The following is a 21,542-nucleotide window of genomic DNA, read 5'->3' on the forward strand; positions in this document are numbered from 1 at the left end:
TAATGTCGTTTTTTCTAAAAACTTGGACATATAGTCGCCACAAACGGTTAAATGTCCAACTATGGTGAAGATTGTCTAATTATTTTGATTCAGTTGCAAACCCTTGCCAGTTGGTCATCAATCAGATCGTGTCATTCCACCTTACAAAGAGCCTTTCGTTTCCCTAGAGCAATGTCCGCAACAGCGTAACCAAATAAATGCAGCTGCCTTTCAAAGTGGTGAATACCCCATCACCAGACGGTTATTTGTGATTGTTAAGCAAAATGGTCAAAGCGACCAGCAAGCTGGAGAAGCCTACGTCAACTTGCTTCAGACATCTCAAGGTAAAGAATTAATCACAAAAGCTGGATTTGTCACGATTCGCTGATACAGCAATGCAACGCAGTGGCGATCGCGTTTCTGGCAGCGGTATTGTAAATATAAAATCTTTAATTGATGGTCAACTGACATTTGCCCAGTCTTCTCGACCAGTTGAAGATCAAGAGTTAGCTCGTGCGGCTACTAACTCTTGCGTAGACGACAACGCATCTGTTATCTGTGGTTGTTGCCCCTGCTGCGTATCGGTCAACGTTATATCTACGCTGCCCTGATGGTGTTCGGATAGCTTCAATTTTTCCGGCTTGTTCCCAACGTCGGAGAGTTCTTTCATTAACTCCAAGGATTTCTGACGCTTCCTTGGGCGGGACATATCTGACAATAGTTTTTTCCTCAATTCTTGTCTTATTGTATGATATTGTCCGGTTATGTCAGGCAAATTATTTATTTAATTACGTCTCTTCAGCGCGGATTCGATTTGAAACAAATTCCCGTTGCGATTGATGGTTTGGCGATCGCAGTTAACCCCAACTTGAATATCCCAGGATTGAGTGTAGAACAATTACAGTCAATTTATACGGGCAAGACGACGAATTAAAACCAAGTAGGTGGTTCTGATATCCCAATTAAGGCATATTCGCGCCCTTGTCAGTGATGGCGGCACTGTAGAGATTTTTTTTCCAGACATCTTGGGTGGTCAAGGTTTCGGTGCCAATGTGGAATTTGTTTCCACCACCACCCAAGCGCTGGAAAAAGTCAGCTTAAGTCTTGGTGGCATTTCAGAATGCTTCTGCCCCAGAGGTGGTTCCCTAATGTTCAATCAAGCCTTTACCGTTAGGGCGGACACAAAAAGAGCAAGCAGGTGTTGCCTACGCCAACTTACTGCTAACCGAGCAGGGACAGGAACTGATTACCCAGGCTGGGTTTGTCAAAATTCGCTCTTTCCCTGCTACTGGTAGTAGGCGCTCTTGGTGCGCTTTAGCCGACTCTATTAATAGACTCTGCTGGCAAGCAAATGAGATTATCCCCTTGGGTGAGGATTAAACCGCGCTGACGCAACTTACCCATCAAGCGGGTGACGGTGACACGAGTCGAACCGATCGCGCTGCCAATTTGGGCATGGGTGAGGGGGAACGGCAGACAATAGCCGCGAATCACATCGGGGTCGGTTTCGCTCATTGACGGCTCGCCATATTCCTCAATCAATAATGTGAGGAATCCTAAAAGCCGATCAATTGTGCGCCGTTGTCCCAAGGCACTCAACCACAGCAGCTTGCGCTGGTGCTGATACCTAAAGGCATCCATAACTTCGCGGCGGAAATGGGGCCAGTTGTCTAGGTCGTGCCAGTACATCCAAAGCACGGCTGTTTGGTCAACATGCGCGTAAGCCTGGAGTGTAAATGGTGATTGGGCAACAATTTCAAATGGCTGTCCTGCCCCGACAAAACCCAAGAAAGCTTCTTCGGGAGTTCTGTTGATTCGTCGAGACGTTAGCTGACTTGCAGTAGCGCTAACCTGGGCGGTGCCTACCATGCGGATCGCACCCCTTTGCACCAAATATAGCAATCCAGGTCTAGCTGGAATGCGCTCATCTTTGCTAAAGGTGCGGCAGCGATAGTGTTCTTGAGCCCAATCAATAATTCGTTGCCAAGTCAAAAAAGGGCGTGATGCCTCTGAGAAGGAGGATGGAGATTGCATAGGTAACAAAGAGCGTTCGGCTGAAGACAAAGACGTCATAAAAAGGTGCAAGGAGTGTCTTTGCGTTGGTGATGTAGGCTTAACGCCTAACAGCGCCAGCCATCTTTAAGGATAGAAAGCAATTTGCTCTCTACACTTTTGTTATAACTCTTACTGTACTATGATGGTAGTAAAGTTTACTTACTATTAATCAAATTTTGCACAATTCTCATTTTTCTCTATCTAGATTAAAGTTCTGTCTAAAGATAGATGACATTCTAGCAATAATCTGACCGCTTAAGGGTTAAATGGGAGTCATCTGTGCATAAAAAGCTACAAGTAAGTAATAATACAGCAATTAAACAGTTAATTTACAGTCATTTATTATCAGTATTGAGTATTTATACTAATACAAATACCATACTTAGGAGAGATAATCATAAAATTCCTCTATATAAAAGTAGAGATATTAATAGAATTTTATATATATCCGGGGTGGCTTTACAGCTGTCAAAATCTCAGAATCGTAAAGGAATTGAGATTGCTTGTGCGATCGCCTCTCATTTATCAGCGAACTGTGGCGACGAATTTATCATCGAAATTGTTCCCCCTGGTTACATTCATTTCGTCTTAACCGATCCTATTTTAGCTGCTTGGTTGCAGCACCTGGTTGAGGGGAGGTGGGGAGGGGGAGCAGGGGAAGCAGGGGAAGCAGGGGAAGCAGGGGGAGCAGGGGGAGAAACGAAGTACGAAAATTCTTCACATTTATTTGCAGTTCAATACGCTCATGCTCGCTGCTGGTCGTTAATCCGGCTGGCTGAACAAGAGAAATTGATTCAACTTAATAAATTATTTGGGAGTGTAATTTCTCCTTCTTCGATACCTTGGCTCAACTGCGAGCGCAAACTTCGCTTTTCGCATTCAGCTTCTTTTCGGCTAATTTCTCAGTTAGTACAAGTGGTAGATGATTTAGAATGTCCCGATCAAGCTGGTTCGGTTAACTGGGAAAAAGTAGCGCTCAATTTGAGTCAAGCTTTTGAAATCTTCTGGTGCAACTGTAGAATTTGGGGTGAGGTGAAAATTACCTCACCAGAGCTTTCTCAAGCCAGATTAGGATTAGTTATAGCTACTCAGTCTGTATTAAGGTTTTTGTTAGAAGAAAAATTAGGCATCTTTGCTTTAGTTGAATTATGAGTCTCAAGGAAAATAGGACTTACGCAACAAAAACTTGAAAGCGTTATTCTACCGAGCGCGATAAGGACTTGAATTATCGCTACTTGAGTTATGTTTTGCGCTCATTCCTGGAAAAATTAAAAAGTTTTGTAACAGATGTTGACTATTAGAATATCTCAGGCTATATTATCTGGTGTGTGAGGAGCGAACCAGCAAGGACACCGAGACGAAACACGGCCAGTCGTCGGTGTCCTTTCTGATTTTTGGGTTAGTTATTCGTTATTAGTTATTAATAATAACGAATAACTAACGTTTACAGCAAAAACTTTTCAATTGCTCTGGCAGCTCCATCTTGTTCGACGCTAGGAGCTACCCAAGTCGCGATCGCTTGAACTTCTGCTGGTGCATTGCCCATCGCTACACCAATACCAGCATACTCTAGCATTTCCAAATCATTGAAGTTATCGCCAATAGTCATGACGTTAGTTCTTTGTAATCCTAGCATTTCTTCAGCTAGGTAACGTACAGCAGTTCCTTTATTGACTAAAGGATTTGTTGCTTCAAAAAAAGTCGCCACAGATGTAGTGAGATACAATTCAGCGGGGGTGTATTGACGGCGTAAATTCCCCAGCAAATCTTTGATAATATCTATGTCATCGCATAAAGCTAAAATCTTTGTCGGTTCATTGCTTAAACAGGTACGCAAGTCACCCACAACTATCGGGACAATACCAGAACGTTCGGCATAAATTTCAGTTTCTCTTGTTAACTCCCGCACATACAATTCATCATTGATGTAGAAGTGAACAGATAAAAGCGATCGCAGTTCTGGTTGTTCAAAATAATCTAGGAGTTTTTCTGCCATTTCTCTGGAAACAGTTAAATGGCGATGAATTTTTTGGGTAATTGGATCTTGAATCCAGGCTCCCTGATAAGCTAATAATGGCAGGGTAGAGTTAAGTTGTTGGTGGAAACGCAAAGCTGAACGATACATGCGACCAGTAGCGATCGCTACTTGAATTTTCTTTGCTTTTACCGCAGCGATCGCTTGAAGAACTTTTGAGGTGAGGTTGTTAGATTCGCCGACGATCGTACCATCTATATCTACAACTAGTAGTTTAATGTCTGTTGCCGCTGAGTTAGTGGCAGATGCTTTATGCATAAATTTCCTAAGTTTTGAAGACACAGTTAGAGATTAGCAGATTAGACGACATTTCAATTTTTGGAAAATAATGGTGGGTATTACGTAAAATCGTCTGCTTAACACTAAATATTAAGTAGAATAAAATGAATCTCTGATAAATTCAGACGGGTGCGTTCATGATAAAAAATAAACTACTTATAGCACTGACTTTTGCTTTGATACCCAGTTCGTTGATTTGGTCGGGTACAACAATGAATACAAACGCGGAAACACCAAATAGTAGTAAATTAATACAGTGTTTAAAAGATGTAAGAAATTCCAGAGCATCTCAAGCAATTGCTAATTCACCAAGAGCCCGAAGAATACGAAAGGTAGAAGTGGCTGTTGATACTGATGAGCGAGGTAATGTTACTAATGCGCGTATTGTTCGTTCATCAGGAAACAGTGAATTGGATGAAATGACTCTCAGAGAAGCGCGAAGTTGGAAATTAAGACCAGGTACAGGTAACAGTTTTAACGATTTTCAGTGTTAGTTACTTAAGTCTCCTCGGTTCATCATGACTATATAGCGTTCGTCGTTCGCGCAGCGTCTCGTTCGCGTTAGCGTCTCCGAAGGAGAAGAGAAGACGTTGGCGCAGCCATCGCCTATTTTTTAGGATACAGCGAAAAGCACTCAACACGCCCTAGCCCTCTTTGAAGCAATTCATGAATTGATCCAAACAAAATTCATACCTTGATTGGTGCAACGCCAAAATGAGAATTGCTGTGTAAATATTTTGACGTAGGTTTGAAATTTATTAGCGCATCAGGGAATACTAAATCCGGAAACCTCAACGATTAAATAACATGGCTAACATCAGAGTGAGTATTCCCGGATATCAAGTCAGCGAACAACTGTACAACGGTTCAAGAACCGTAGTTTATCGGGGATATCGAGAAACTGACTCATTACCTGTAGTGATTAAGTGGCTGAAAAATCCTTATCCGGGTTTCAGCGAACTGGTGCAGTTTCGCAATCAGTATACCATTGCCAAAAATCTCAACTCACCCCTAATCATCCAAACTTACAGCTTAGAACCTTACCAAAATGGCTATATGTTAGTGATGGAAGACTTTGGGGGGATTTCTCTAAAAGAATGGGGAGTGGGGAGTGGGGAGTGGGGAGTGGGGGGAACTCTAGAATCTCTAATGGAGTTTTTGCAGATTGCGATCGCCCTTTGTAATACTTTAGATATTCTCTACCGATCGCGCATTATTCATAAAGATATTAAACCGAGCAATATTTTAATTAATCCTCTAACCAAACAAGTTAAATTAATTGACTTTAGTATTGCATCTCTGCTGCCAAGAGAAACTCAAACCCTAATTAGTCCAAATGTGTTAGAAGGGACACTCGCTTATATTTCTCCAGAACAAACGGGAAGAATGAATCGGGGAATTGACTACCGGACTGATTTTTATTCTCTTGGTGTCACTTTTTACGAGATTTTGACAGGAGAATTACCATTTCAATCAAACGACCCGATGGAGTTGGTACATTGTCATATTGCAAAACTTCCACCAAATTTAAAGGAAAGGGGTAAAGGAAAAGAAATTCCTCAAGTAATGAGTGACATTGTGATGAAATTGATGGCGAAAAATGCTGAAGACCGCTATCAGAGCGCATTCGGGCTGAAATTTGATTTAGAAACCTGTTTGTATCAACTCCAAGAAACTGGTAAAATAGAGAGCTTTCCAATTGCACAACGGGATGTGTGCGATCGCTTTATTATCCCCGACAAACTTTATGGACGAGAAACAGAAATAGAAACTTTATTACAAGCATTTGACCGAGTTAGCTTGGGTGCAACTGAAATGATGCTGGTAGCTGGTTTTTCTGGTATTGGGAAAACTGCGGTTGTCAACGAAGTTCATAAACCGATTATTCGGCAACGCGGTTATTTTATTAAAGGGAAATATGACCAATTTCAACGAAATATTCCCTTTTCCGCGTTTGTACAAGCGTTTCGGGATTTAATGAGGCAATTATTAACTCTAAGCGATGCACAAATTCAGCAATGGAAAAGCAATATATTAGAAGCTGTCGGGGAAAATGGACAAGTAATTATTGAAGTCATCCCCGAATTATCAAGAATAATTGGTCAACAACCATCTGTTCCAGAATTATCAGGAACTGCGGCACAAAATAGATTTAATTTATTATTCCAAAAGTTTACCCAAGTCTTTACCAGCTTAGAACATCCATTAGTGATGTTTTTAGATGATTTACAATGGGCAGATTCGGCATCGCTGAAGTTGATGCAGTTATTAATGGCTGATACAGATCATCTTTTCTTAATTGGTGCGTATCGTGATAACGAAACGGCACTTGCTTCAAGCCGGGAAACCCGTCCAACGCAGTGCCTCGTCAACTCAGCACATCCTTTGATGTTGACTTTGAGTGAAATTCAAAAAACACAAGCAAAGATTAATACGATTACTTTAGCACCATTGAGCCAAGTGCAAGTAAATAAATTAATTGCTGACACACTTAAATGTACAGAAAACTTAGCCTTGCCTCTTTCTGTATTGGTATCTCGAAAAACTCAAGGTAATCCGTTTTTTGTTACTCAACTTCTAAAAGCATTGCATCAAGAGAGAGTGATTAAATTTGACTTTGATTTAGGCTTTTGGCAATGCGATATTACACAATTAAATCAGCAATTAGTTACAGATGATGTTGTTGTTTATATGGGTTTTCAATTGCGAAAACTACCGCCATCAACTCAAAATATATTGCAGCTAGCTGCTTGTATTGGCAATGAGTTTGATTTAGAAACTTTAGCAATTGTTTCCGAACAATTAGAAGTAGAAACGGCTGCTGATTTGTGGAAAGCGTTGCAGGAAGGTTTAATTTTACCAATTAGTGATGTTTATAAATTTTATCAGGGAGAGGTCAATGATAAATTGGCGCTGTCAAATGAGAATAACACTAAAGAATTAGCCAAATATAGATTTTTACATGACAGAGTACAACAAGCGGCTTATTCGCTGATTCCCGAAAACCAAAGGCAAGCCACCCATTTAAAAATTGGTAGACTATTGCTTAAGGACAGTAGCGATCGCCAAAAAGAAGAACATTTATTTGAAATAGTTGGTCAACTCAACTTAGGACAAGCTCTAATAACTGATATAGCCGAAACACTTGTACTTGCAGAATGTAACCTCCAGGCAGGTAACAAAGCACTTTCTGCAACTGCCTACAACAGCGCTTTAGATTATGCCACCAATGGTCTGAGATTATTACCCCAATCTAGATGGCACGATCACTATTTTTTAACACTTAATCTACATAATCTTGCTGCTGATGCTTCCTATTTTACAGGTGATCTCGATGGCATGGAGCAATATGCTACCGAGATTTTACAACGAGCTACAAGGATTGCAGATACTGTTAAGATTTCAGAGATCAGGCTAGAAGCTTACACCAATCAAGGTCAATTTATTTTAGCCATCGAGATGGCATTAGATGTCTTGAGTCAGTTGGGCATTTATCTGCCTTCATTGCCTGCACCGACAGAAATTCCTGCTGCATTTCAAGCGATTAGGCAGCAACTAAATGGGCGATCGCCTAGCGAGTTACTCAACCTACCCAAGATGACCGATCCAGTTATCTTGGCTGCTATGCGGATTTTGGTTAAAGTTTCCGTTGCGTCCTATGCCTGTAAACCTGAACTGTTCCCACTTATCACGTTAAAAAAGGTTGAATTATCACTCCAGTACGGTAATGCTAATACTTCCGTTATTGGCTATGTGAATTATGGACTAATGCTGTCTACCATCTTAGAAGACTTCCAAACAGGAAATGAATTCGGGCAATTGGCACTACAACTATGTGAAAACTTAAATGACAAAGAATTTTACGGACGAACACAGGTTCTCGTCTGTAATTTCATTAGTTTTTGCACTCATCATGCCAATCAAACCATTGCACCATTACAGGAAGCTTACACTCGTTGTCTAGAAGTAGGTGACTTGCCCTTTGCTGGCTTTGCAGGTCTTGTTTATATCTTGCAGGCTTTTTTAACTGGGCAACCTTTGCAGGTGCTAATTCAGGACATCAGTCGCTATAGTGATGCCTTACAACAGATTGGTATGCAGGTTGCATTAAACTTTACCAAGGTGTGTCATCAGGCAGTTTTAAATTTGCTTGGATACGGAAGCGATCCGGTTGTCCTCACTGGAGAAGTGATTGAGGAAACCGCTATGCTAGACACACTGAATCAAGTGGGTGATAAAACGGGGTTGTGGTATCTGTTGATGAACAAACTCTATTTATGTTTCCTATTTGAAGACTATTCCCAAACCCTGACCATAGCGCAACAGGTTAGGCAATATCTAACAAAAGTAGCTGGTACTTTGAACGCCCCTCTACTTTATTTCTATGAATCGCTGGCACTCCTATCAACATCAGATGATTTAGAAATTGTTGCAGTCAATCAAGAAATACTTCGCAAAAGGGCGCTTTCTGCTCCAATGAATTTCCAACACAAATATGACTTGGTAGAAGCTGAGAAGCATCGCGTTTTAGGACAGAAAATAGAGGCAATAGAAATGTACGATCGCGCTATCTCTGGAGCCAAAGCCAACGAATACATCCAAGAAGAAGCCCTTGCCAACGAACTTGCAGCTAAATTCTACCTGGAATGGGGTAAAGAAAAAATTGCCCAAACATATATGCAAGAAGCCTACTACTGTTACGCCCGTTGGGGAGCAAAAGCCAAAGTTAATCACCTAGAAAAAAGCTATCCCCAACTACTGCAACCCATCCTGCTTACTCTACGAATGAACCTCAAACACGACGAAACTATTACCTTTCGTAGGACTTCTTCATCCACTCACACTTCTACTACTGGCAGGACTAATATTGCCGATGTTCTAGATTTTACCTCTGCCCTCAAAGCGGCTCAAACTATCTCCAGCAGTATCGAATTAGATCAACTGATTGCCAACCTCACCCGCATTATTCTAGAAAACTCTGGTGCGAAAAAAGTTGTACTGCTGCTTCTCGAAGATCATATTTGGCAAGTCCGAGCAATTACCTTTATCGATCATAAATTAAATTCCCAGACTAATATCCAAACTATCCTCAATCCACAATCACTAGACAATTGTCCAGATATTCCTATAAACATAATCCATTACGTCAAAAATACTCAACAAACAGTTGTTATAGAAAATTGTCAAACAGATATTCCTGGGATAATTGGGAAATATATGTTGGAACATCAACCCCAGAGTGTATTTTGTACCCCGATTATCAATCAAGGGGATTTGGTGGGGATTCTCTACTTAGAAAATAAACTAACGAGCGGTGTATTTACTAGCGATCGCCTTAGCGTGATTAACTTATTGTCTTCTCAAGCCGCAATCTCCCTAGAAAATGCTCGACTGTATCAACAAGCCGGGCAAGCACTACAAGATTTACAACAAGCCCAATTACAAATCGTCCAAAGTGAGAAAATGTCTGCACTGGGTAACTTAGTTGCTGGGGTAGCCCATGAAATGAATAATCCTTTGGGTTTTATTGCTGCTAGTCTCAAACAAGCTAAACCTACTGTTGCTGATATTGTTGAACACTTAAAACTATATCAAAAAAGTCTACCATCACCAGGCGAGGAAATTATTGACCATAACGAAGAAATTGACTTGGATTATAGCTTAGAATACTTGCCCAAGATGATTGATTCAATGGTGATGGCGTGCGATCGCCTGAAAAATATCAGCACCAGTCTCCGCACTTTCTCCCGCGCTGATAAAGATTACAAAGTGCCGTTTAACATCCACGAAGGCATTGATAGCACGATTTTAATTCTCCAACATCGCCTGAAAGCTAACGAACAACGTCCCGCAATTGAAGTGATAACTGAATATGGTAATTTGCCCAAAATTGAATGTTTTCCTGGACAATTAAATCAGGTATTTATGAATATTCTGGCAAATGCCATTGATGCGTTAGATGAATCAAATACAGGTCTGAGTTTTGAGGAAATTAAAGCAAATCCTAACAGAATTACAATTACAACCTCAGTGGAAAATGAAGGCGTGAAAATTAGCATTGCTGATAACGGTCAGGGGATGACTGAATCAGTCAAACAAAAGATTTTTGACCACTTATTTACTACGAAAGCTGTCGGGAAAGGAACAGGATTAGGACTGGCGATCGCAAAGGCTATTGTGGTAGAAAAACATGACGGGGCGATCGCTGTGGAATCTACGCTCAACCAAGGCACAAAGTTTGTGATTTCACTGCCCAAATAGAAGTTACAAACTATAGTTACAAACTATCTGGGTCGATACCTCGCTGTTGAAGACGATTTTGCAAGTCTTGCAGGGCTTGTTCTGCCTGTTGTGCCCGCTGTTCTGCCTGTTCTATGCGTTCATCGGGGCTGGGGAAGCGATCGCCAGCTTGATCGAACCAAAACAACCAGTCTCGCTCCCAACCCTTATAGATACCCAAATCCACCCCAATTGCTAGTTGCAACTCCGGTATCCAAAACCTCTCCTGCGACTGCAAAATAAACTCATCCTCCACCCGCTGGTACACTTCAAAGGGAGCATGATTATCCCGTTGCCAATAGTCTGGATTGTAGATGACGTAATACAACACTCCCAAATCCAGATATTTGCCCAGTTTGATATCGTATTCTCCACCATAGGTTTGGGAAACGATTTCTACAACCAAAATGGGTGGAGTCCAATTCTCTTCCCAAAGCACGTAACTTAGCCGTCCCCTAAAAGGTTGGCGTCGCCGTTCCACACCCAGACTCAAAAAACCATCAGGTACTAGGGATTTCCGGGGTGCAGTCGGCAAGTAGTAAATACCCATGTCCACACCAAAAAACCAATCGTGGCGATCGCCCCAAATAGCAGACAAAATAGCCAAGAGTAAGTTGGGAATCAGGTTTTGCAGTTCGTTATCCACAGGCGTATCGTCAGAGTCGGGAAGTTCTGCCGCCGTCGGGAGCGGCGGTAGGACAATGGAGTATTCCATAAAATTGATTCCCTCACAACTGATAAACCCATTGTACAGGTACATTATGAGGCTTTTTTTTGGTTAAAGCTAAAATAGGGCTATGTCTCAAATATCCTCAAATCAGTTGACTTCCGATTCTACAAACGCGACACGTCCCACATTCATCTTAGTAGATGGACACTCCCTCGCTTTTCGTTCTTACTTCGCTTTCGCTAAAGGACGAGATGGAGGACTGCGTACAAAAACGGGGATTCCCACCAGTGTATGTTTTGGCTTTCTCAAGTCTTTGCTGGAAGTAATGCAAAGCGAACAGCCACAAGCGATGGCTGTTGCTTTTGATTTGGGTTTACCAACCTTCCGTCACGAAGCTGACGATACTTATAAAGCCGATCGCCCAGGAACACCAGAAGATTTTGTTCCTGACTTAAAAAATCTGCATGAGTTACTTGATGGCTTCAATTTGCCAATTTTCACCGCTCCAGGTTATGAAGCAGATGATGTGTTAGGAACTTTAGCACAAAAAGCAACTGCCGCTGGGTATACAGTGAAAATTCTTACAGGCGATCGTGATTTATATCAACTCATCGACTTAGATAAAGAAATTACTGTTTTATATTTTAGTCCAGATGCCTTAAAGCGCTCTACAAGTACTATCACCGAATTTAAACCAGAACAAGTTAAACTAAAGTTAGGCATTTTACCATCACAAGTTGTCGATTATAAAGCTCTTTGTGGCGATAAATCAGATAATATTCCCGGTGTTAAGGGAATCGGTGAAAAGACAGCAGTACAGTTGCTAAATACCTACGGTACTCTTGAGAATATTTATGCTGCTTTAGATGAAATTAAAGGCGCAACTCAGAAAAAACTTGCAGATGGTAAACAAGATGCCGAACATTCTCAGTTTTTGGCAAATATAAAACTTGATGTGCCGATAGAAGTTAACTTAGAAGATTGTAAATTAACCGGATTTGATACTAGCGTTCTCACACCGCTTTTAGAAAAGTTAGAATTTAAGACTTTTTTAGGCAAAATTAACGAACTTCAGCAACGTTTTGGTGGGACAATTGAAGAAGCACCAAAACCAGAAACATCAAAACAAATTCACACAAACGAAGATAATGATTTGTGGTTTTTCACTGCTGAGGATACCGCAGCAGCACAAAAGGCTTCCCCAATTCAACCACGCATTATCGACACAGAAGTTAAACTAAACGAATTAGTCAAACTTTTAGAAAAATTTACCAATGTAGAGACACCCGTTGCTTGGGACACAGAAACCAGCGATTTAGAACCGCGTGACGCTTCTTTAGTAGGAATTGGCTGTTGCTGGGGAACGAGACTTGATGAAATAGCTTATATTCCTCTTAATCATAAAACAGGGGATAATCTGAATCAAGAAATTGCTCTAAAAGCACTACGTCCAATTTTAGAAAGTGCTGATTATCCGAAAGCGTTGCAGAATGCAAAATTTGACCGCTTAGTTCTCCGGTGTCAAAAAATTAAATTGGCAGGTGTTGTATTTGACACGATGTTGGCAAGTTATGTGTTGAATCCAGATGGTAGCCATAATTTGGGTGATTTGTCTAAAAAATATTTGGATTTGACAGCAAAAAGTTACTTAGAATTAGTTCCTAAAGGGAAAACTATCGCTGATATTGACATTCCCGCAGTCGCAAATTATTGCGGTATGGATGTCTATTGTACATTTGGGTTAGTACCAAAATTGCGCCAGGAATTAGATAAAATTCCTACTTTACATAAGCTTTTGCTAGAAGTTGAACAACCGTTAGAACCAGTTTTAGCGGAAATGGAATATACAGGTTTCCGCATCAATACAGATTATTTAAAGGAACTATCGCAGCAGTTAGAAACAGATTTAGTTAAGTTAGAACAGGAAGCTTTTAAAATAGCTGGAGAAAAATTTAACTTAGGTTCTCCGAAAAAATTAAGTGAGATATTGTTTGAAAAATTGGGGTTAAGCACCAAGTATTCCCGGAAAATTCAAACAGGTTATTCTACTGATGCAGCAACTTTGGAAAAACTGCAAGAAGTAGATGAAACGGGCTTTGTTGATGCGATTATGGAGTATCGCACTTTATCTAAATTAAAGTCTACTTATGTGGATGCACTGCCAAGCTTGGTGCGCCCGGATACGCAGCGGGTACATACAGATTTTAACCAAACGGTGACATCTACTGGAAGGTTATCTTCTTCTAATCCAAATTTGCAAAATATCCCGATTCGGACTGCTTTTAGTCGCCAGATTCGTAAGGCTTTTGTGCCACAATCGGGTTGGTTAATGGTAGCTGCTGATTACTCGCAAATTGAGTTAAGAATTTTGGCTCATTTGAGTCAAGAACCAGTTTTAGTGCAAGCATATCAACAGAATGAAGATATTCACACTGTTACAGCGCGGCTGGTGTTTGAAAAAGAAGATATAACATCAGATGAAAGAAGATTGGCGAAAACGATTAATTTTGGCGTTATTTATGGAATGGGTTCTTTGAGGTTTTCGCGTTCAACTGGTGTAGATAAAACCCTGGCTAACGAATTTATTCAACGTTTTTACAGTCGCTATCCGAAAGTTTTTGAATATTTAGAGAATGTGAAAAAACAAGCGATCGCTCAAAATTATGTCGAAACAATTTTAGGGCGTCGTCGTTATTTTGATTTTACCAGCAATAGCATCCGCAAGTACAAAGGCAATAAGTTAGAAGATATTGACTTGAAAAAACTTGGTAATTTGGGTGCTTTCGATGCCGGATTATTACGTGCTGCTGCTAATGCCCCAATTCAAGGTTCCAGCGCTGATATTATCAAAATTGCAATGGTAAAAATGCATGAAGTTTTGCAAAGTTATCAATCGCGTTTGTTGTTGCAAGTTCACGATGAATTAGTTTTTGAAGTTCTCCCCAGTGAGTGGTCACAATTACAAATACAAATCAAGTCGGTGATGGAAAATGCCGTAAAGTTGAGCGTGCCGTTAGTTGTAGATGTGCGTGCAGGTGAAAATTGGATGGAGACGAAATAGAAATAGCCTGCAAACGCTACAGCGGTATCACCTTTAACCTTGTCTTGACTGGCAAGGTTTTTTTATTGGTTGAGATAACCCAAGCGCTTGGCTTATTCTGGGAATATATAAGAAAAGTTATTAACGTAAGTTGCGTTTTTATTATTCCATCGATTTTAATCGTTGTCGGATTGTAACTAGCAACTTAGGTTATTAGAAAAATGGAGAGAAATTCATGAATAACCTAGATTTTACGGAGGAAACCTTAAATAATGAAATAGTCCAGGCAAGAGCAGCGGCAGCTATAGCAGATGCTTCTGAACCACGCGCTCAAGCTGCCCATTACGATTTAGATTTGAATCGCATAGTCGTTGAACTGCGCTCAGGGGCTACTTTTTTGTTTCCTCCTGAATTGGTTCAGGGATTGGCGGGTGCATCTCCAGATAATCTGAAAAATGTGGAAGTCACCCCTTCCGGCGAGGGTCTGCACTGGGAACAGCTGGATGTTGATATGAGCATTCCAGCTTTGATTATGGGGATATTTGGTACTAAGGCTTGGATGGCTGAATTAGGCAGCCGACGAGGTTCCGTAAGCTCAACGGCAAAAGCTCGCATCGGCGCGTGAAAACGGCAAGCGAGGTGGACGACCGCGAAAAACATGATAATTAATCTGCTTTCTTAAGCAAAAAGCTTGTGTTGTATAGGTTTATTTTAAGAAAGCGGATAGGTATCAAAAATCGTCGTCTACAAAAAACTCGGCATCGTCTTCGGATCTATACTTACGCTGGGGAGCAGAAAGACCCCACAAAGGCTGCAATAATGCGATGCCAATTATCCCGACACCAGCACTAAAAGCTAGTACTAAACCGACTGGGATTTGAATCGACTGGAAAGTAAAGAATTTTAAAGATACTGGCGTAGCATTTTGAACGGAAATAATCGCGATCGCCACTACCCAAATAGCTACAACTAACGATATCAGCAGATTAGCTAGAGTTTTCATGGTTGTTGGTTGTTGGTTGTTGGTTGTTAGTGGTTAGTGGTTGGTTGTTGCTTGTTATTGGTTGGTGGTTGGTTGTTAACAGTCAACTTGCAACTATCGACCAACCACTATCTACCAACCACTATCGACTAACCACTATCCACTATCAACTAACAATTAACTCCTACGGCTCTAGTTTAGCAATTACGCTTTCCATTTCTTGGGCGATTTTTGCTAGCTTTTCTGGGGAGTTGGTTTCTAGATAAACGCGCATCAAGGGTTCTGTACCGGAAGGACGCAGCAGCACCCAGCTACCCTCTTCTAAGTAAAGTTTAATGCCGTCTTTGCGCCCTACTTCTTTGACTTTAATGCCTGCAACTTCTGCGGGGGGGTTTTTGGTAAAAGAGTCGATGACGGCGGCTTTATGGGCGTCGTCGAGGTGCAAGTCAAGACGTTTGTTGTCAAGCGGACCATTTGCTTCGGCGATCGCTTCAGTTACCATTTGACTCAGCGGTTTGCCTTCGTAGGCGATCGCTTCTGCCACTAGCATATCAGCTAATACGCCGTCTTTTTCCGGGATATGTCCGATGATGCTTAATCCCCCGGATTCTTCTCCACCAATCAAAACGGTGGTTTCCCGCATTTTTTCGCCGATGTATTTAAACCCGACAGGTGTCTCATAAAGTTCCACCCCGTATTTAGCTGCGAAATTGTCTAAAAGGTGAGTTGTGGCAACCGTGCGAACAATCGCGCCTGTTTTGCCTTTATTCTTAATTAAATGGCGTGCTAGTAGTAGTAGCACAGTATTCGGGGTGAGGACGTTGCCTTGTTCATCGACAATGCCAAAGCGATCGCTATCTCCATCCGTTGCCAAACCTAAATCTGCTTTATCGCTGCGTACTGCTTCTACTAACTCTACCAGTTGTTCGCCTTTCGGTTCTGGCATTCCGCCACCAAAAAGAACATCGCGGTAGGTGTGAAAACTTTCTAACTCACAGCCACAATGTTGCAAAACTTCATCTAAATAGCCGCGAGAGGTGGAATATAAAGCATCGTACTTGACCTTTAACTGAGCGCTCTTGATTTTATCTACATCCAATAAAGTGTAGATAAACTTCATATACTCTGGTTTTGGGTCAAAAGTCGTGATTTTCTCAGTTGAATTGCTTTTGGGCAACTCATCCGATGCTCCTTCAATATTTGCCACAATAGTATCAGTAATCTCTGGAGTGGCAGGACCTGCATAGTCAGGGATGTATTTAATCCCACAATAGGGTGCAGGATTATGACTGGCAGTAAACATCAGTGCCCCTGCTGAATTTAAGTGACGGGCATTGTAAGCGATTACTGGTGTGGGACAATCCCTGTCAGTAATTTTTACCGTCCAACCCAAATCTGCCAATACTTGCGCTGCTGTCTGGGCAAACTGGTCAGCTAAAAAGCGAGTATCATAAGCTACGAGAACTGGTCGGTCTTTAGTGTAAGCCGTTTCCAGATAACTAGCGATCGCTCTTGTTACTTTCCGCACATTTGGGAAAGTAAAGTCATCAGCGATAATTCCTCGCCATCCGTCAGTACCAAACTTGATTTTACCGTCATTGCTACTCGCGCTCATATTTGCTACTTCCTAAGAGTCCATGATGAATACTATATGAAGCTTCCCGCAAAGCGTGTGTAGCTGCAACTATCTACCGAAGTTATGAATTGCGGTTAAGAGCGATCGTACTTCTCCCCACCGTATTTTTTCTCACTGTTTCTGAGCAATGTCAACCCCCGATCAACCTTTTGCCAGTTATCACCTTTGGTCTTTAATTGCCCCAGCTTCCGGGCAAGAACGCTGGCATTGCCAGATGAGACGGGGGTTTATCAAAGCGCGTCAACACGATCCACTAGTCAAAGCACTGTTGAAAACAGCCACCGCACCTCAGCGCATTGGGCTACTTGCCCAAAAAGGCGTTTATGAGTTTCATCACAATCGACACTTGTTGAGGTCGGAAGACGGTGTAGAAAAAGTTGCACAGCTACTGAAATTAAATTACTCAAGTGACGAAGTTCAGCAGCGCGTATTGCAAATTTTAAAGAAATATCATGAAGAACCATTACTTTTGGGTAAGCGCATCATTCAGTTAACTCGCGGTGATGAAGGTTTTCCCAAACCTATTTTGATTGAACGGGAAAATTATTCCTTCCGCTTATATGCGACGATGGACTGTGTTTTTTCTGATTCTTCTGACACTTTACATATTTTAGATTTTAAAACTGGTAAATCTGCTTTTGATAAAAGACAGGCATTAGTTTATTTATTAGCTGCTCGTTATCTTTATCCTAAGTATCAGGCAGTCGCTTCATTTTATAATTTAGAGTTTAGTAAAAAATCTGAGTTAATTAGCATTACAAAAGGCGAATTAGAATCTTTAGAATTTGAGTTAGCTAGCATTGCTCAAAAACATCAGCGAGATTTACAAAGATATCAGTTAACTAATAATAGCTTTAGTAAGATTTTTCCCCCAAATCCAGGATATCACTGTCGATTTTGTCCGTTTAATTCAATCTGTGATTTTTCCTCTTTAAAGCCGGCTAAGGTGCATTTGCCACGTTGAATGGGGCAGGGGGAGAGGGGGGGAGGGGGGAAGTGGGGGAGTGGGGGACAAGGGGGACAAGGGGGACAAGGTGGACAAGGGGGCATTAGAAGCTGAAGCTTCGTGTTTGGAACTCGAAAGTTCGTGCTTGGAACTCGAAAGTTCGTGTTCAGAACTCGAAAGTTCATGTTCAGAACTCGAAAGTTCATGTTCAGAACTCGAAAGTTCATGTTCAGAACTCGAAAGTTCATGTTCAGAACTCGAAAGTTCGTGCTTGGAACTGCAACAACCGAGATCCAAAGGTGAATGATGGTGAGTGAAAGGCGTAGGCGTAGCCCGTCGTTCGCGTAGCGTCTCGCAGAGAAGACATCGCTTCCGCAATTCCTAGCAGAACTGAATGTATAAAGCTCATCCCTGCCCAAGCACAAGCTTAAGTACTGGAATTTTGCTTCTTCTCAGGAAACTTATATTTAACCTCAATTTCAAAATTACTCTCTGCCGAGCCTTCAGTTAAAAACGGAATGCCAGTTTTACCACCCAGCTTGATGCCAAACTTAACTGTTACCTCTTCAGCATCAGGTAAATTCTTGAATGCACCAACAGCTAATTTGGCATAATCACGAATTTGGTTTTGAAATTCTCTGATATTAACCGTAGGTAAACCATCACGGTATCCTGGTTCCTCTTCTTCTGGAACCTCAGCAGCGGTATTTGATTCTACATAGATTTCATACTCTTGATCGTCTTCTTTGACGATTAAACGTTGCACTTGTGACACAATAGCCTCAGTTACTTTTTAAGTTATTTTTAGTAATATTATCTAAAAACCGATGCCAAGCTAGATTATATGGCTAGATATGCGCTGGTGCTGGGAATTGCCAAGTATGACAATTTCACCAACCTACCAAAGGCTGTCAATGATGCGGAACAAATCGCCCAACTGCTGCGCGAACAAGGTAAATTTGATGTTCAGCCTTTACCTAGCAAGTTAATCGAGAGTGAGAATCGCTGGCAAGTTACAGCGGATAAAAAGTTAACTGGTAAGGAACTCGGACAAGCACTGAGAATATTTTTGTTAGAAAAAGCCAAAGGTGCGGAGGCATTAATTTATTTTGCCGGACATGGATTTGAAGCACTAAGCCTTACAGGTATAAAGAAGGGATATTTGGCTACTTCAGATTGCAATAAAGACGGGCAAAATGCGATCGCCTTTGATGACTTCAACACTTTAATCGGTAAATCTCAACTCAGCAGTTTGGTGGTATTGCTGGATTGCTGCTATGCTGGGTCTTTATTAGAGAGGAGTTTTATCAAGTCTGGTTTCTCCGTATTCAACAGCAAACAAGACTACAGCTTAATTACAGCCTCTCGTGCCTTTGAAAGAGCGCGTGAAGATGCTGAAGGTGGAATTTTCACCAAAGCAATTCTCAAAGGACTTGCTGAAGATAAAGCTGATGAAGCTACCGGGGAAATTAATGTCAATGACTTGATGAGCTTCATTTCGCGGGAACTAAAAGGAAGTGGACAAGAACCAATTTACATGGGTGGCGGTAGGTCAATTCCTTTGGTTTGGTATCCACCGAAGAATCCGGTAGCGGCTGCGGTGGTGAGTGAAGAATGTCCCTATCGGGGATTACAAGCTTTTGACAAAGAACACGCCAAGTTCTTTTTTGGTCGGCAAAAAGTAGTTAGCTTAATTCAACAAAAACTTGCTCAGGCTAACTTTATTCCCATCATTGGCGCTTCGGGGAGTGGTAAATCTTCTGTAGTGCGGGCAGGTTTGATTCCAGTGTTAGAAAAAAATGGTTGGCGAATCTTAGAACCAATTTTGCCTGGGGTTCAACCTTTAGCAGAGTTAAAACGAGCCTTTACACAGTTATTTGAACGCACGGAAATTAGGGAAATCTCGGCTTTCATTGACACAAAAGGTTTATCTCCAGTAATTTCTAAGCTGACTGGTTCTGAGCGTTGCTTATTGGTGGTAGATCAATTTGAAGAAATTTTTACCCTTGGTTCTCAGGAAGAAGAAAGACAGCGATTTATTGAGTTGTTAACCCAAGTTTCTCAAGGGCGATTAGCAATTGTCACCACAATGCGAGCTGATTTTCTAGAATACTGTTTAAACTATAAATCGCTGACACAACTAATTCAGGAACAGGCTGTGTATATGCCGCCATTACTAGGGGCAGAATTAGAAGAAGCGATCGTATCCCCAGCGAGGTTACAAGGTTATCAGTTACAAAGAGGTTTACTGGGAACTATCCAGCAAGAAGTGGTGGGACAAGAGAAAGGCTGCTTACCATTATTACAGTTTGCCCTGACTGAACTTTGGGAACAGCGCGATAAACAAACTCACCAGTTAACAATTGCTAAGTTTAACGAACTAGGTGGAGTCATTGGCGCGTTGAACCGTCATGCAGAAAAGCTATATGCAAGTTTCACCAAACAGCAGCAACCTTGGGTCAAGCGGATTTTCTTGAAATTGGTGCGTACTGGTGCAGAAGACAAGGATACCCGACAGCGACAACCAAAACAGGAATTGTTAAGTCTTGCTGGTGAAAACCTAGATGAGCAGATAGTCATAAATCAAGTTATAGAAAAGCTGATCCAAGGACGCTTAATAGTAACTTACACAGAAGCCAGAGAAGAAGTTTGGATTGATTTAGCCCATGAAGCCTTAATTGAGGGTTGGCAGCGGTTTGCCCAATGGCGACAACAAGACCGAGATTTGCGACGGTTACATGATAAATTAGCCGATGCTTTGCGAGAGTGGTTGCACAAGGAAGAAGATGAAAAATACCTCATGCCAAGAGGATTGTTTGAAGAGGTGCAGAACAATTGGGAAAAGTTAAAGCCTGATTTATCATCTCAAGCCAAGGACTTTTATCAGCGCAGCCTTGCTTATGAAGAAGAACGGAGTGGCGATCGGCAAGTTGCTCGCAAAGTCCGCATTGAAAACTTTTTGCTCCCCAAAACAGCAACTATCAAGAAGATACTCCCTGTCCAACCTCTCACAGCTTCGGTTATGGCAATACAAGTCATAGGTGAGAATCTGGAGAAAATGCCAGAGCAAATTCTCACTCCAGTTCAGAATAGCCTGCAACAAGCGATGGAGGTCTTAACTCCCTTCCGTGGTCATCAGGGTGGGGTCATTTCTGTCGCCATTAGCGCGGATGGGCAGACGATTGTCAGTGGGGGTATTGACGGCAAAGTGCGGTTGTGGAATTTCCAAGGTCAGCAAAGGGCTGAACCCTTCCGTGGTCATCAGGGTGAGGTCTGGTCTGTCGCCATTAGCCCGGATGGGCAGACGATTGTCAGTGGGGGTGATGACGGCACAGTGCGGTTGTGGAATTTCCAAGGTCAGCAAAGGGCTGAACCCTTCCGTGGTCATCAGGGTAGGGTCTATTCTGTCGCCATTAGCGCGGATGGGCAGACGATTGTCAGTGGGGGTGGTGACGGCAAAGTGCGGTTGTGGAATTTCCAAGGTCAGCAAAGGGCTGAACCCTTCGGTGGTGATCAGGGTGGGGTCAGGTCTGTCGCTATTAGCGCGGATGGGCAGACGATTGTCAGTGCAGGTGAAGACGGCACTGTGCGGTTGTGGAATTTCCAAGGTCAGCAAAGGGCTGAACCCTTCGGTGGTCATC

The 21,542-nt window shown here is 41.9% G+C and carries 14 protein-coding genes and 4 pseudogenes; 11 read left to right on the forward strand and 7 right to left on the reverse strand.

Going from position 1 to position 21,542, the window contains the following annotated elements; translation table 11 throughout:
- Positions 1-91: 91 nt before the first annotated feature.
- Positions 92-367: pseudogene (locus AABK37_RS31305) on the forward strand (phosphate ABC transporter substrate-binding protein); the annotation flags it as partial.
- Positions 351-590, forward strand: a complete 240-nt coding sequence (locus AABK37_RS31310; protein WP_432555388.1) for a hypothetical protein — start codon at positions 351-353, stop codon at positions 588-590. The pseudogene AABK37_RS31305 and the gene AABK37_RS31310, both read left to right, overlap by 17 nt.
- On the opposite strand, the pseudogene AABK37_RS31315 reads toward AABK37_RS31310, so the two are convergent.
- Positions 495-698: pseudogene (locus tag AABK37_RS31315) on the reverse strand (IS607 family transposase); the annotation flags it as partial. The gene AABK37_RS31310 and the pseudogene AABK37_RS31315 sit on opposite strands and share 96 nt — an antisense overlap.
- Before the next feature lie 80 nt (positions 699-778).
- Between AABK37_RS31315 and AABK37_RS31320 the strand changes: the two are divergent.
- Positions 779-1,254 (forward strand): annotated as a pseudogene (locus tag AABK37_RS31320) (substrate-binding domain-containing protein); the annotation flags it as partial.
- A 39-nt stretch (positions 1,255-1,293) separates the two neighbouring features.
- On the opposite strand, the gene AABK37_RS31325 reads toward AABK37_RS31320, so the two are convergent.
- Complete coding sequence (locus tag AABK37_RS31325; RefSeq protein WP_432555389.1) at positions 1,294-2,052, reverse strand: Crp/Fnr family transcriptional regulator; 759 nt, start codon at positions 2,050-2,052, stop codon at positions 1,294-1,296.
- Between the two features lie 261 nt (positions 2,053-2,313).
- On the opposite strand from AABK37_RS31325, the gene AABK37_RS31330 reads away from it, so the two are divergent.
- On the forward strand, positions 2,314-3,186 hold the full coding sequence (locus AABK37_RS31330) for a DALR anticodon-binding domain-containing protein (protein ID WP_432555390.1): 873 nt from the start codon (positions 2,314-2,316) through the stop codon (positions 3,184-3,186).
- 292 nt (positions 3,187-3,478) lie between these two features.
- Here the strand turns inward: AABK37_RS31330 and AABK37_RS31335 are convergent, their stop codons facing one another.
- The gene (locus AABK37_RS31335; RefSeq protein ID WP_432555391.1) at positions 3,479-4,327 is read right to left on the reverse strand and encodes a Cof-type HAD-IIB family hydrolase; all 849 of its coding nucleotides are present in this window, start codon (positions 4,325-4,327) and stop codon (positions 3,479-3,481) included.
- A 296-nt stretch (positions 4,328-4,623) separates the two neighbouring features.
- Here AABK37_RS31335 and AABK37_RS31340 point away from each other — a divergent pair.
- Together AABK37_RS31340 and AABK37_RS31345 are read left to right on the forward strand one after the other, a co-directional pair.
- A pseudogene (locus AABK37_RS31340) lies at positions 4,624-4,806 on the forward strand (TonB family protein); the annotation flags it as partial.
- 349 nt (positions 4,807-5,155) lie between these two features.
- Positions 5,156-10,609 carry an ATP-binding sensor histidine kinase gene (locus AABK37_RS31345; protein WP_432555392.1) on the forward strand — a complete coding sequence of 1,818 codons (5,454 nt, stop codon included), beginning with the start codon at positions 5,156-5,158 and terminating at the stop codon, positions 10,607-10,609.
- A gap of 16 nt (positions 10,610-10,625) precedes the next feature.
- On the opposite strand, the gene AABK37_RS31350 is transcribed toward AABK37_RS31345, so the two are convergent.
- On the reverse strand, positions 10,626-11,342 hold the full coding sequence (locus AABK37_RS31350; protein WP_432555393.1) for a Uma2 family endonuclease: 717 nt from the start codon (positions 11,340-11,342) through the stop codon (positions 10,626-10,628).
- 82 nt (positions 11,343-11,424) lie between these two features.
- Between AABK37_RS31350 and polA the strand changes: the two genes are divergently transcribed.
- Positions 11,425-14,358 (forward strand): DNA polymerase I, encoded by a 2,934-nt coding sequence (gene polA / locus AABK37_RS31355; protein ID WP_432555394.1) that lies wholly within the window; start codon positions 11,425-11,427, stop codon positions 14,356-14,358.
- 214 nt (positions 14,359-14,572) lie between these two features.
- Positions 14,573-14,962 (forward strand): DUF2442 domain-containing protein, encoded by a 390-nt coding sequence (locus AABK37_RS31360; protein ID WP_432555395.1) that lies wholly within the window; start codon positions 14,573-14,575, stop codon positions 14,960-14,962.
- Positions 14,963-15,067: 105 nt separating this feature from the next.
- On the opposite strand, the gene AABK37_RS31365 is transcribed toward AABK37_RS31360, so the two are convergent.
- Both AABK37_RS31365 and AABK37_RS31370 read right to left on the reverse strand, forming a co-directional pair.
- Positions 15,068-15,340 carry a LapA family protein gene (locus AABK37_RS31365; protein ID WP_432555396.1) on the reverse strand — a complete coding sequence of 91 codons (273 nt, stop codon included), beginning with the start codon at positions 15,338-15,340 and terminating at the stop codon, positions 15,068-15,070.
- Positions 15,341-15,503: 163 nt separating this feature from the next.
- A complete protein-coding gene (locus AABK37_RS31370) occupies positions 15,504-16,934 on the reverse strand; it encodes a phosphoglucomutase/phosphomannomutase family protein (protein WP_432555397.1) in 1,431 nt (476 codons plus the stop codon).
- Between the two features lie 148 nt (positions 16,935-17,082).
- Between AABK37_RS31370 and AABK37_RS31375 the strand changes: the two genes are divergently transcribed.
- A complete protein-coding gene (locus AABK37_RS31375) occupies positions 17,083-17,919 on the forward strand; it encodes a PD-(D/E)XK nuclease family protein (protein WP_432555398.1) in 837 nt (278 codons plus the stop codon).
- A 40-nt stretch (positions 17,920-17,959) separates the two neighbouring features.
- The gene (locus AABK37_RS31380; protein ID WP_432555399.1) at positions 17,960-18,208 is read left to right on the forward strand and encodes a hypothetical protein; all 249 of its coding nucleotides are present in this window, start codon (positions 17,960-17,962) and stop codon (positions 18,206-18,208) included.
- Positions 18,209-18,328: 120 nt separating this feature from the next.
- Here AABK37_RS31380 and AABK37_RS31385 read toward each other — a convergent pair whose 3' ends face one another.
- On the reverse strand, positions 18,329-18,676 hold the full coding sequence (locus AABK37_RS31385; RefSeq protein ID WP_432555400.1) for a CU044_2847 family protein: 348 nt from the start codon (positions 18,674-18,676) through the stop codon (positions 18,329-18,331).
- 69 nt (positions 18,677-18,745) lie between these two features.
- Here AABK37_RS31385 and AABK37_RS31390 point away from each other — a divergent pair.
- Positions 18,746-21,542 (forward strand): nSTAND1 domain-containing NTPase (locus AABK37_RS31390; protein WP_432555401.1); only part of this gene is annotated, 2,797 nt, incomplete at its 3' end.

It is taken from the genome of Tolypothrix sp. VBCCA 56010 (assembly GCF_050875635.1).
Classification (GTDB): Bacteria; Cyanobacteriota; Cyanobacteriia; order Cyanobacteriales; family Nostocaceae; genus Hassallia.

What these genes read in the sequence shown, in the direction of transcription:
- AABK37_RS31325 (WP_432555389.1), bottom strand. Translation starts at nt 2,052, where the DNA reads ATGACGTCTTTGTCTTCAGCCGAACGCTCTTTGTTACCTATGCAATCT.
- AABK37_RS31335 (WP_432555391.1), bottom strand. Translation starts at nt 4,327, where the DNA reads ATGCATAAAGCATCTGCCACTAACTCAGCGGCAACAGACATTAAACTA.
- AABK37_RS31345 (WP_432555392.1), top strand. Translation starts at nt 5,156, where the DNA reads ATGGCTAACATCAGAGTGAGTATTCCCGGATATCAAGTCAGCGAACAA.
- AABK37_RS31350 (WP_432555393.1), bottom strand. Translation starts at nt 11,342, where the DNA reads ATGGAATACTCCATTGTCCTACCGCCGCTCCCGACGGCGGCAGAACTT.
- polA (WP_432555394.1), top strand. Translation starts at nt 11,425, where the DNA reads ATGTCTCAAATATCCTCAAATCAGTTGACTTCCGATTCTACAAACGCG.
- AABK37_RS31360 (WP_432555395.1), top strand. Translation starts at nt 14,573, where the DNA reads ATGAATAACCTAGATTTTACGGAGGAAACCTTAAATAATGAAATAGTC.
- AABK37_RS31365 (WP_432555396.1), bottom strand. Translation starts at nt 15,340, where the DNA reads ATGAAAACTCTAGCTAATCTGCTGATATCGTTAGTTGTAGCTATTTGG.
- AABK37_RS31370 (WP_432555397.1), bottom strand. Translation starts at nt 16,934, where the DNA reads ATGAGCGCGAGTAGCAATGACGGTAAAATCAAGTTTGGTACTGACGGA.
- AABK37_RS31375 (WP_432555398.1), top strand. Translation starts at nt 17,083, where the DNA reads ATGTCAACCCCCGATCAACCTTTTGCCAGTTATCACCTTTGGTCTTTA.